Annotated in this window: 6 protein-coding genes; all 6 read right to left on the bottom strand. The window is 52.1% G+C overall.

The annotated features are described in order from the left end of the window. Positions 1-44 precede the first annotated feature (44 nt). A complete protein-coding gene (locus NXT00_RS02730; RefSeq protein WP_259158171.1) occupies positions 45-3,539 on the bottom strand; it encodes a DNA-directed RNA polymerase subunit beta in 3,495 nt (1,164 codons plus the stop codon). A 276-nt stretch (positions 3,540-3,815) separates the two neighbouring features. Then, complete coding sequence (locus tag NXT00_RS02725; protein ID WP_259157972.1) at positions 3,816-4,742, bottom strand: DUF3068 domain-containing protein; 927 nt, start codon at positions 4,740-4,742, stop codon at positions 3,816-3,818. Between the two features lie 110 nt (positions 4,743-4,852). Then, positions 4,853-8,911, bottom strand: coding sequence for a SpaA isopeptide-forming pilin-related protein (locus NXT00_RS02720; RefSeq protein ID WP_259157970.1), 4,059 nt, complete (start codon positions 8,909-8,911; stop codon positions 4,853-4,855). Between the two features lie 3 nt (positions 8,912-8,914). Then, positions 8,915-10,225, bottom strand: coding sequence for a SpaH/EbpB family LPXTG-anchored major pilin (locus tag NXT00_RS02715; RefSeq protein ID WP_259157968.1), 1,311 nt, complete (start codon positions 10,223-10,225; stop codon positions 8,915-8,917). Positions 10,226-10,234: 9 nt separating this feature from the next. After that, on the bottom strand, positions 10,235-11,155 hold the full coding sequence (locus tag NXT00_RS02710; RefSeq protein ID WP_259157966.1) for a class C sortase: 921 nt from the start codon (positions 11,153-11,155) through the stop codon (positions 10,235-10,237). A gap of 128 nt (positions 11,156-11,283) precedes the next feature. Then, positions 11,284-12,840, bottom strand: coding sequence for a SpaH/EbpB family LPXTG-anchored major pilin (locus NXT00_RS02705; RefSeq protein WP_259157965.1), 1,557 nt, complete (start codon positions 12,838-12,840; stop codon positions 11,284-11,286). Between the last annotated feature and the right edge of the window lie 416 nt (positions 12,841-13,256).

Raw genomic sequence — 13,256 nt, 5'->3', positions numbered from 1 at the left:
ACACCCTTTGAGAGTGCACCTGAGTGGTGGCAGACCTAGCATTCTTAGGCGCTATCGGCGTCGGAACGCTCATCGCGCGAGAGGTTAATGCCCATCGAGGCACCCGCCTGATCAAAGTCATCCTCATCGGAGCCGGACAGTTCCATCGGAGTGCCGTCGGCGGAGAGGACTTCAACGTTGAGGCAGAGTGACTGCAATTCTTTCAGCAGCACCTTGAAGGATTCGGGGATACCCGGATCTGGGATATTCTCGCCCTTCACAATGGCTTCGTAGACCTTCACACGACCCACCACGTCATCAGACTTGATGGTCAAGAGCTCTTGCAGGGTATAGGCGGCGCCATAGGCCTGCATCGCCCACACTTCCATCTCACCAAAGCGCTGGCCACCGAACTGAGCCTTACCGCCCAGTGGCTGCTGCGTAATCATGGAGTAAGGACCAGTAGAGCGAGCGTGGATCTTCTCGTCCACCAGGTGGTGGAGCTTGAGGATATACATATAGCCCACGGCCACGGGGTACGGGAATGGTTCACCAGAACGACCATCAAAGAGGGTGGCCTTGCCCTCGCCATTAACCATGACATCGCCGTCGCGGTTGGGGCGAGAATTGCGCAGCAGACCAGCGATTTCCTCATTGGTGGCACCGTCGAATACTGGTGTTGCCGTCAGCGTACCGGGCTCTACATCGTAGAGATCTTCCGGCAGGCTCTCCATAAGCTGGGCGTTTTCCAACACCTCCGGATCAATCGACCAACCAGCAGCAGCCAGCCAGCCGAGGTGAACTTCGAGCACCTGGCCAATATTCATACGACGCGGCACACCGTGGGTATTGAGGATAATATCCACTGGGGTTCCATCAGGGAGGAAAGGCATATCCTCCTGCGGCAGGATCTTACCCACCACGCCCTTATTGCCGTGGCGGCCGGCGAGCTTATCACCGTCTTGAATCTTGCGCTTTTGGGCAACATAAACGCGAATCATCTCGTTGACGCCTGGCGAGAGATCGTCATCATCCTCGCGGGAGAAGCGACGCACGCCGATAACCTTACCGGTCTCACCGTGTGGCACCTTCATGGAGGTATCACGAACCTCACGGGCCTTCTCGCCGAAGATGGCACGCAACAGGCGCTCTTCCGGAGTCAGCTCGGTCTCACCCTTCGGGGTGACCTTACCCACTAAGATATCGCCGTCGCGAACATCGGCACCGATGCGCACAATGCCGCGCTCGTCGAGATCCTTGAGCACGTCCTCGGAGACATTCGGGATCTCGCGGGTGATTTCCTCAGGCCCAAGCTTGGTATCGCGAGCATCGATCTCGTGCTCCTCGATATGGATAGAGGTAAGAATATCCTCCTCCACTAAGCGCTGGTTGAGAATAATAGCGTCCTCGTAGTTGTGGCCTTCCCATGGCATAAATGCCACCAGCAAGTTCCGACCCAAGGCCATCTCACCGTTATGGGTACCAGGACCATCAGCGAGAACCTGGCCCTTTTCTACACGGTCTCCGATATCAACGAGCGGCTTCTGGTTATAGGACGTTCCCTGGTTGGTGCGCTCGAATTTGCGCAGCAGGTAGGTCTCGCGCGTGCCATCATCTGACATCACGGTGATGAAGTCAGCGCTCATATTCTCCACATAGCCGGTGGCCTTATTGATCACCAGATCGCCGGCATCATAGGCGGCGCGCAGCTCCATACCGGTACCAACATACGGCGCCTCAGAGCGCACGAGTGGCACAGCCTGGCGCTGCATATTCGCGCCCATCAGAGCACGGTTAGCATCGTCGTGCTCAAGGAATGGAATCATGGCGGTAGCCACTGAGACCATCTGGCGTGGGGAGACGTCCATATAGTCAATATCCTTGCCGGATACCACCTGGATATCGCCCTTCTTCAGGCGAACCGTCACGCGCTCTTCGGTAATGACACCATTCTCGTCATATTCGGTATTAGCCTGAGCCACCACGTAGCGATCTTCTTCATCCGCAGTGAGATAATCCACGTGATCGGTGACAACTCCGTCAACGACCTTACGATATGGAGTCTCGATGAAGCCGAAGGCATTCACGCGGGCGTAGGAAGCCAAGGAGCCGATCAGACCAATATTCGGGCCTTCGGGGGTCTCGATGGGGCACATACGGCCATAGTGAGAGGCGTGGACGTCACGGACTTCAATGCCGGCGCGCTCACGCGAAAGACCACCTGGTCCCAGCGCCGAGAGACGGCGCTTGTGGGTAAGCCCTGAGAGAGAGTTATTCAGATCCATAAACTGCGAGAGCTGCGAGGTTCCGAAGAATTCGCGGATCGCGGCAGATACCGGGCGCACGTTAATCAGGGAGGTTGGGGTGATTGACTCCGCATCCTGGGTGGTCATGCGCTCACGGACCACGCGCTCCATGCGGGACAGACCCACACGCACCTGGTTTTGGATGAGCTCACCGACGGTACGCAGGCGACGGTTACCGAAATGGTCAATATCATCGGTTTCTACCGGGATGACCTCACCCGTGGGGCTGGTCATCGAGGTTTCACCGGCATGCAGGCGCACGAGGTACTCAATTGCGGTCGCGATATCCTGCTCGGTGAGGGTCATCAAACCCTCGTTGTCGCCGCCTAAGCCCAGCTTGCGGTTAACCTTATAGCGGCCCACCTTTGCGAGGTCATAGCGCTTGGCGCGGAAGAATGAATTATCAAGCAGCGACTGCGCGAGATCACGCGTAGGCTGCTCACCGGGGCGCTGCTTGCGGTAAATCTCCAGCAATGCCTCATCAGTATTGGAGACACCATCAGATTCCAGCGTGGACATCATCACTTCAGAGAAGCCAAAGCGCTCTTGGATCTGCTCGGTGGTCCAGCCTAGTGCCTTCAGAAGGACGGTGACGGGCTGACGACGCTTGCGATCAATACGCACACCGACCGTGTCGCGCTTATCCACATCGAATTCTAGCCATGCACCGCGAGAAGGGATCACCTTCACTGAGTGCAGCGAACGCTCGGTGGATTTATCGATGGTTTGATCGAAATAAACACCAGGGGAACGCACCAACTGTGAGACCACGACACGCTCGGTGCCGTTGACGATGAAGGTACCTTTTTCGGTCATCATCGGGAAGTCACAGATGAAGACGGTCTGGGATTTAATCTCGCCGGTTTCGTTGTTAATAAACTCGGCGGTGACATAGAGCGGCGCCGAGTAGTTAATATCTTTATCTTTGGATTCGTCAATAGTATTCTTCATCTCTTCAAAGCGTGGTGAAGAGAGGGAGAGAGACATATTGCCGGAGTAATCTTGAATTGGGCTCAGCTCTGCGAGGATATCCTCCAGGCCAGAGGTCACTGGGACCCCTTCGCCTAATTCAGCTTGACGTCGTTCGCGCCAATCAGACGCGCCGATCAGCCAAGAGAACGATTCCAGTTGGATATCAAGAAGACCAGGGACTTCAATAGGTTCATTAATTTTCGCGAACGATTTACGTTCGGGAGCCCCTGGTATAGTTGAGTTGAGTGGGCGGGGGCTTGCCAAGATGGGTCCTTCCAGCACCTCACGCGGATGGCGGCCCCGCAATATTGGCCACCACAAACCGCTAGTATTTGAGCAATTTCGGTAATGCCATAAGAAACCTGCTGGTGCTAACACCGAAAGACCTCAACTATCCAGCTTTTTCAAAAAGCCGACCAGCTAAGGTCTGTAAAAAAGGAACAAGTGTCCTAGGGCAAAGGTCAAGTATAGAGCACCGAGGACACCATGTAAAGCCCATGAACAGAGTCTATGGGCAACAAAACCACACTGTAGAGAAGTCCTAGCGCTAAAAGCAACTTAGCCACGCCCGCGGCGGAAAGCCCCAATACCACCGACAATAATCGAGAGGGCACCGAGTGCTGCAAGAATATAGCTAAAAGTCCTCCAAAAATCGCTGCGGGAAATCTCCGACGCAGCCGCGCGAAGGTCCTCTCGAGTCTGCTCAGTCATGCGCCCATTAAAATCAAGGAGCACTCCTGCTTGCGCACCATCTGCGTAGCGGTATATATCGGTGATCTTCTCCTTGAGATCAACCACAACCCCGCTCTCGCGATCAACATAGAATACCCGCTCGGCTGCGTGCTCGAGATAAGCCGGCTGACCATCAATCTCTAAGGTGGTGAGCAAACCAGAGCTATCCGCATTGACCTTCTCCGGGTCAATGATCTGGCGGTAGGCCATCATGGTGCGCCCATCCTCCTCTACCTCCGACTCATAGACGGCAGGGTAGCTAGTAGCCAGAGTCTCATCAAAGACCATATAGCTTGTTTTCTCAGCTGCTGTAGGGAATTTCCACCACACACCGTCAGTATCGGTATCTCGAGGGATTCCCGCTAATTGATCAATCACACGGATAGGGCTCAGAATCTCACCCGTTATACGGTCGAAGGTATAGGTGGAGACTGCTGCGGTATGCAGGCCCTCTAGATCGTCCAGCCCAGTGCGCCGCACTGAGGTGGCGAGCCTAATGGTGGCCGTATCTTCGTCGCTGGGACGAATCAGACTTGCTTCTACCTGTTTTGTCACGGACGCTTTCTCGGTTGCTTCCAGGGTGAGATCAGAAATGGTTGCCTCAGGATCCACCAGGGTCCAGGTATAGCGGGTGGGGTCAAGGGGTAGCCTGGCGTCAAAGCGTCCTAGTTGGGCTTGGAGTAATCCGCCGACAAGCAGCGCACAGCCTAAGCCGAGCAGCAGAACACTAAAGATTCGTGACTTTGGAAGCATGTGCACCATCCTATAACACCTTCGAATAATCCCTTGGGAGCGCTTATATGCGGTCATACAATAATGCTCCCCTACCAGTGGAAGGGGAGCATTATATTGAAATTCCTGGTCTAGTTTTTACGGCGATTAAACCACCAGGCGCCACCTAAAAGACCAGCGCCAGCGATAAGGAGCCAGAACACCCCGAAGCCACCCGAGCGAGGTAACTCACCGGTAGTAACGTCAGCTACCTTGATGATATTCGGTTCTGTAACTTCCGCGGCGGGGTTCACTCGCCCCTGAGGTTGACGCACCTTGAGCTGATTCCCGTCAAGGAAAACCTCGAGTTCAACCGGTTGCGCGAGAAGTTGGTAGCCCTGCGGAGCCTTGGTTTCGATCAGGATGTATTTACCCAGACCGATAATGTTCTCGGTCTGGCGCGTATTATCCCCCGCATTGGTCTGGGTGAAGTTGATCGCATCCCCCTGAATTTCCCATGAATCATTTGCCCGATAAACGCTAAACTGCCAATCCTTTTCCAACGGAATAATTGCTGTAGAGGTATCCACCTTTTGAAGCACTAGGCTGGTCAACGGATCCTCTGGAGCCGGAATATCGGCACAGGCATCGTCACGAGCAATCAACCGACTGCCGATTGACACCGTGGCCTCGTTGAAAAGTCCGTGGCCGCCACCGTTTTGGGGGTCACAGATTAAGGTAGTGCTTGCCTTATCCTGCAGCTGAGGCTTATCAAATTCTGCGATCACGAAAAAGGTTTTCGACGCACCAGAGTCCAGATCGAACACATCACTTGGCAGTTTGTGATTATCTGCCGGCCTCATCTGATATGAAGAAGCCGAGTCTTCTCTGATTCCGACGGAAATATTCCTAGCGCTAGGAGAGAAACGAGGTTGATCCACTAGTTTCAATTTCCCGATCTTCGTACTGTCGTTGGGATTAGTAACCTTAACGCGATACTCGATTTCGAGCTTGCCCGACGCATTCTCCCGTGGTCCTCGAAAAACCTCCTTCACCACCAGCGGAGGTAGAGGGAGATCAATGCAAGCTTCAGCTGTGAGATCCTCGGTTGTGCCGGCACCTTCCTTCGCTACAGTAACTTTATTGAAGCCGCCATTTCCACGTCCCCCCGCCGCGCATTTAAGGGAATTCGGAGATACCCCAGAGATGAGCTTCGGCTGGAATCGAAATTGGACAAGCACCCGGAACTCCAATGTCTCACCAGCTCGGACTTTTACCTTGCCCGGCACGTCACCGTGCTGCAGTACTAGCGGTCCGTTGACTGGACTTATCACCGTATTTTTGTTGGTGTCCAGATCGATCAGCACCACTCTAAAAACATCAACGTCTTCGCTAAAACCGAGGGAATCTACGACTGTAAGTTCACGATCAACGTAGATCTCCCGATCTGTGGATACAACTGGGCCATTAGTTTGATTTTCCTCAGCCTTATTATCCACCGTTACCGTGTAAGTGGCCTGGTAGAATGGTTCCTCATTCCCGTTCGGACGCCACGTAATTCTGTTGCCATAAACTTCCTTAGACACCCGCGGCGGAGCGATCTTGAGGTTGACAATGTCAATGCACGCTTCCGCCTCAGCCACCTCCGACTGGCCGTATTCGATACGGGCTTTGTTGTATGCACCATCTCCAGGTGTGGGTTTTGGTTGGCATGCCAATCTAGACGGATTTAGCGCTTCGGCGTCTAATTCGGTATAGACTTTGATCCGGAAAGTCTGAGTAGCTCCAGCTTCGATGACATGGGTGTTACCATTTTCGCCTGGGATCACATATCCTTTGCCATCTCCGGACTTTACTAGGGGTGTTTCGCCTCCAGACTTAACCTGAACCACTTTGATAATCTTCTCAGCCTTGGCGAAATCTGGGGTGTCGTAGAGCAGATATTCGCGGCTAATATTCCGCTTACCCGCTTCAGCTTTATCATTTCGCACCGTCAGGTCGTAGGTGAAAATGTCTACCCCATTCGACTCCGATGCGATTGGGGCTTTCGATACCTCTAACTCAGTTGGATCTGGTTGAGAGACATTCCCCCAATAGGGCACCAAAAATCCATTCCGCGCAAACTTTAAGTCATTCCTTAGCACACTTTCTCGCTCGTTAGTCCCATAGCTGATTTTCATTGGGGTGTTTGGGGGGATTTTCAACCCCAAACGAGTAACGTCTACTGCGCTACTTCCTCTGCCGCTATCAATAAAAAATTTAATACCCTCGGGTGACAGGAATTCAACCTTGGACTTCCCCCGTTGGGAAGTCGATACTCGAATGCCCATTTTATTTCGCGGATCATCAATATACTTACCGCGAGATTTAACTGGGTGAGGAGTTAGGATATAACTGCCGTGATAGTTATTTTTCAGGTCCGTGGTGACCACCCAGTCAGTCGTGTCTAAAATATCGAGGATTTGAAAATTCAAGGCTTTACGGGCGTCTCCCCTGACTATTCCTAAGTCGGGGGGGCCCATCCTTGCATATCGCAAGGGTTCGAAGACACCGAAATTTACTCCGTAAAGCACTCCGCCCTTTGTACCGCCAATCGTAAACTCCTGCGAACGGTAGGATAGGCGAGTGTTTCGATTGTAGGTCGCTGTTTGAACATTTTCCCGGCTATAGAAACGACCTTGCTCACCATAGTTCAGAACTTGGCACTCTCCCCCCCTTGAATTGTTTTGCCGCTCCTGCGAAAAATTTATAGTCGTGTGATCGGGTTTTCGATGGAAAGGAGAACACCACCCTGGGTTGTTTATTATCTTTCTAGATATGCCACCATCTGTCGTTACGTTATCGCTGCCCGCATTAGGGCCTGGGAAACTGGGATTATCGGAACGAGGTGCGACTTCTTTAACTGGGTACCGGTAATCCTCTACCTCCCCGTCTTCGTCCCTAGCACCGAGGAGCTCGGAAGGGAGGTGATCTCTCTCGATGAACTGCTGATATGCATCTCGGCCCGCCGAGACCCGGTCAAAACCGCCGGGTTTTGGTGCTGCAGCAGCTTCTGTATAGCCAGAATCTGTAGGCAAAATCTTCCAAGTTGAGCGCACTTTTGGCCCAAAATCCCGGTAAACAAATTCGAAATTTTTACCGCTCAATCGTCCATTTGTGGCTCTACGCTGGTCATCTACGAGCTGCACGATCACATGGTCTCTATCGGCAGCATTTAGATCAAAGCTGCGCTCGTACTGCATAGGGGTATAAATGTAGTGGTTTCGAGAATCAACTACGTTTCCGGTTGCTTCTTCATAGATATGAACTCTTATGCCTCCTATTTTGGGATCGCTAGGTTTTTCCTGGGGCCCCCTGTCTCGAGACTGGGCTTCCCAAAAGTCCGTTGGAACCCCTTGGAACTCAAAGAATACACGCGGAAAACTGGGGCGGATCCCCGAGTCGTCTACAATCCGCCCGGATACCCTGCGCTCGGTATACTTACGTCCTTTATATTCACCAGTTTTTAGATCAGTGACTGTGTACTCAATCTTGGGGCCAGCCGAGACTGATGATAGCTTGAGGGGCGAGTCGCCGAGTACGCTATCCAAGAATTCACTTGTCAGTAGCTTCCAATGGGCATCTTCTTCGACTCCCATCACCGTATACGTAATAGAGAACTTGTCGCCGCGCTGGATTTCAGTGGGCGTATCCGCATTGGTGGAATCTAGATAAAGACGAAGAACCTGCCCAAACTTTGCATCCTCTTGAGATTGTCCGAACGAATTTTCCAGTTCGTCGGAGGCAAGCTCGAAGATATCACCGCTTGCCTCCGTGTCGCCGAATGAAGCAGAGATAATTTCCTTTACTGGATCGTTATTTCCCAGTTTTTGAATCAGGAGAAAATCGGGGGAACTTTGCAGCTCCGGCACGTTTGTAATCACGCCTTCGAGCGTACGAACAACGAGTCCAGATTCTTCATCTGCTGAGATGGTTCGACTCGTGAAATCAGCGGATAAGTTGCCTTCGCTGTTCTCAGAATTCTCTGCGAGAGACTCTTGTTCGACAAGAGTCGGCTCCCCTTCGATTGAGGCGTCTGATAGCTGAGCAATCTCGGAAGTGCCAGCCATCTCCTCTGCCGATTGAGCAAAAGGAGCTACGGTCACAAGCAACCCAGTCGCTAGCATTGAGGCAAAAAGGGCCTTGCCGTAACGAGATAGAGAGTTTTTCATAAACTAGTTCCTTTTGTAACTACGACGAAGTACTGCAATGCCCACGAGCAAGAGCACCAGTCCAAAGATGGCTATGGGTAGGCTATTGGCCCCTGTGTAGGCTAGATTTCCCGGAATCTTGGGTATCCCCTTTTTGGGATCATTCGGCCTCGGGGGTTCGTCTGGCGACGGAGGATCTTTGGGAATTGGAGGGTTACCTGGTGGGTCAATTGGAGGAATAGGAATAGGAATCGGCACTATTGGAATATTCGGACTACTACACGGCACCTTCACAGACGCCTCATCGGTTGCCACACCATACCGGCCAATCAGATCGAAATCCGGGTAACCAGGAGGAGTGATATAGCCGCGGAAGCTAATACGATCCTTGTTCTTAGAGGCATCGCGCGAGGTCTTAGCTTTGAATAGCACCGTTAGGTGGGCATCAGGGTTACCGAATCGCACCTCGCTAACCTTGGCCAACCCGCTATCGGTGAGCGTTACGCGTACAACATTGCCTGAATCCGCGTCGATGGTGTAGTCCCCACCCTCAAGACGCACTGGGTTCTTGTCATTATGGTAAGTGCCGTAATATACCTCTTCACTATCAGGAATATACGTCTGCGATTGCTCGAGCGGTACAGAGACCTTGAACGTAGAGATTCGTCCATCGCGTTCGGGAGCAGGCAGCGTGGTCGATACTCCGTACTGCAGATCATCGCCTGGGTTTACGCAGCTGAGGTTATTTGAAGACCGTCCCGTGATCTTTTGATCTTTAGCGTTCACTGTCACGCTATAGTCCCAACCGCTGCGATCTTTACTGGTGGTAGGCACCGCCACAATAAAGGGAGACACAACCGTAAAATTCCCGCGAGCAGCAGAATCCACTTCCTCGGTGACGTAGTAGAGGCCCAGGTCGAGATTATTAAATCGGGCTATGCCGTCTGCGCCGGTGGCTTCACTTACTTTAGGTGCCAGGCGAGAGAACTCTTTTCCCCTCTGGTAGAAGTCGGCTATCTTAAATGATTCCGCTAGGCGCCAGCCGTCGTTGGTGGTGAGATCAACGCCGTTGATCTTCTGCACTGAGAATTTGATCCCTTCCAGTGGATCCAATTTTTTAGGTGCGTTGGGATTCGACGGATCCCCGTATTGCATGACGGGGTCGCCCTCGCTTTTATGAATACTGAGGGAGGCTTTTTGCGAGGCGTCGATAAGCGAAGGCGATGGCCCGCCGTCTGCGGCAACTGCTAGCGGGGTGGTGACCGTCATACAAGCCACCGTGGCCAAGGCCGCAAAGAGTCGGCGGCCTTGGTGGCGTTTCGTTTTCTGTAGCATTCGTTATCCTTAGCCTTCTGCGCTTTCGCTCAGGCCGGTAGTGGTTTCCGCTTTTTTGCTGTCGCGGCGCGCTTTTACAAACTCCCGAATCATCAAAATCATGAAGATGAGCGCTACTGCTAGCGCAACATACATCCACCACTGCAATGGTTGACGAATCGTGTCAATCGTTTGAAATTCTTCCTCATCTTCAGGCTCCATGGGCACCCGCTCCGCGTGAACGAGGAAGCGGTGGCTGTTGATGCCGTAGGGGGTACACGTAATAAGTGTTATGAGGTCTTGCCCTGGAACGGGGCGGAGGTTATCCGTCTCCGTAGGCAAAACTATTTCGGTTTGGCGTACCTGATACTTCATTTTTTCACCGGAGACGTCGAGGTAAATAACATCGCCGACATTGACCTTGATCAGATTATCCCAGAGGGTAGCCACCGATAAACCCGTGTGACCTGTCAGAACCGTGTGGTTACCCACTCCGCCCACTGGCAATCCACTGCCGAATAGGTGGCCTATCCCTTTGGATAGAACCGTCTCGGTGGTGCCGTGGTAGATCGGCAAATCAGATTTTATGGATGGGATATATATACGTCCCATCACAGAGGTCAGATTGAGCTGTTCGAGATACTCTTGGTATTCGACGTTATCTTGCGTTACTCGCTGTAACCAGGGGTCCAAAATAGGACCACCTTGCTTCTCAGCGTTCCATTCCCGGGCTCGCTCGATCTCCGCGGAAAGCTCTTGTTTGTCTACGGCACCTACCTGTGAGGAATATGCCTGGACTTGGTGGCTTTGCTGCGAATTTTCATAGATGGTCCCCACCACTGGGTACAGCAAGAGGATGAGACCAATCACGCTGAAGATTACCGAGACTGGGGAGACGCGCTTGCGCGGGGCAGGGGCGTGAGGGGCCCTATGGCGGGCGGTTACAGTCATAGGTGACGCCTTCGGTTTGTTTAAGTTATTTTATATAAGATCGTGAAAAGTGAAGGTAAGGGGCTAAGCGCTTGGGCTTAGCCCCTTAAGCCTTCAGCTAGCAAATAGCAACGTTGAAGTCTTGAGACTTAGGCGTTACGACGATTGCTATAGGCGGAATAACCGCGACCAACCAGCAAGAATGCACCACCGGCGAGCAGCAGGTACATGACACCGGCGCCACCTGTAAGTGGCAGGTTGAAGCCGCCATTCTTCTTAGTGTCCACAACATCTTGGGATACAAGAGCGACCTCAGCATCGGCCCCCTGATTGGTTAAGATTTGGAACCGGATCGGTTGGGCTGAAAGTTCATAACCCACAGGTGCTTTGGTCTCTACCAAGCAATAAGCATCACGATCATTCTCAGCAACGGCTTGGCCGTTGCGGTAGTCATTAGCAAGGAGACCCTTAATCTCAACGTCATCCGTCGCTCTGATTTCTTCGCGAAGTGGCTTTGCCTGTCCATCGATCACGCCATCTTTGGTGCAGACGTACAGAGAGAATTCAGCACCGCCAAGGGATTGACCATCAGCGTTCTTCTTCACAATGTCTACATTGCCGTAGAAGGACTTAGGATATTTAGGGTCTGGAGTAGGAGTACCTGGAGGTGTTACAGGAGGAACCTTCGGATCCTCTGGGTTCGGAGGCTCTGGTTGGCCATCACGCATCTGAATGACCTTGAACTCGTTGATGATAGGAGCTACATTATCAAGATCGGTATTCTGCTTCACTGTGAAGGTTGGCGTGATAACCAGTTGAGCGGTCTTGTTATTATTCAGGTCATTAAGGCCGCCTTTTGTGAAGGTTATGACCAGGTAGGACTTGTTATCAACCGTACCCGTGGTTACCTCATACTTGCTACCATCCAGTTGGGCATTAGCAAGCTCAACTGTCAGAAGATTATCACCGGCGTATTCTAGGCGATCAGTGGGGTAGAAGTCAGATACCACGTACTTGGTGTAGTCCTTGCCAGCCGACAGTTGCGAGGTGATCTTGTAGGTCAATTCCTCGCTTTGTCCAGTCGTAGTATCACCCGCAAGCCTAACTGCTTCATCCTGGACAGTCTTAGTAGTTTCGTCCCGCTTGGTATTCTTGGGGTAAACGTGAACTGTCTTCAACCATTCATCGTGGTTAGTTGGATCGGTTGTTGGGAGAGCAACATAGAACGGCTCTTGAGAGATCTGGTGCCCCACTGGAGCCTCGGTCTCCGTTACTCGGTAGAGACCGAGTGGAAGTCCGTCCCATCTAGCAACGCCGTCTTCACCGGTTGTCTGCTCATCCTTGTCAGGGAGAGTCTCAAAGTCACTATCTCGCAGAGGTTCGGCGCCCTTGGAAACTTTCTCGGCTTTCTTCCAACCTTCATTTGTTGTCAGGTCGATCGAGTCTTTTTTGACCTTTTCAATCTTGAACTTCGCACCCTTTAGGGCATCGCCCAGATTTCGGGTGTCGATCTCGGTGCCGTTACCCGCTTCACCTGGAGTGTTATTGGAATACTTGTGAATGATCAGGCTGTGGTCAGGTGTGTTCTTCGGCAGGGATTGAAGTTCTCCGAAACGAACACCGCTCTGCGCCACAGCTGTCATGGGCAGTCCGGTCATCAGGCCTGCAGCCAAAGAAATCGCCAAAGCGTTCTTAAGCATTTTCATATAGATATCTTTCTACGAGAGGAGCTCCGACTCCTAAAAGTCCTAAAATTCCAGATAGAAACGAGCTCCTGTGCGGTTGAAATTATAGAGCCAAACCGCTCTCGATAACGATGGGATAAGTCTCGGCGGTTGGCGTCTGCGGGGAATGTTAATACAATCGTGCGCGCCATGTAAAGCTCGCTTTAACTGTCTCCAACCAGAGAAAAACAGTGAAAGTCATTAACTATTAGGAGATACGAATACACTGCTAGAAGAGCTTTTATTCACGAAAATCTACCCTGTCATTTACGGAATATAAACAGGTATTATAGGTACCGGCAATAAAGATTCCCGGCTCTACTTATGATCGCTAAATGTTAACAAAACGAAAAATCCCCACCCAAGTGAAATATCTCACCTGTGTGGGGAATAAGTAA

Origin of the sequence: Corynebacterium sp. ES2715-CONJ3 (assembly GCF_024814365.1) — a bacterium.
Taxonomy (GTDB): domain Bacteria; phylum Actinomycetota; class Actinomycetes; order Mycobacteriales; family Mycobacteriaceae; genus Corynebacterium.
This window is presented reverse-complemented; position numbering and strand designations above follow the sequence as displayed.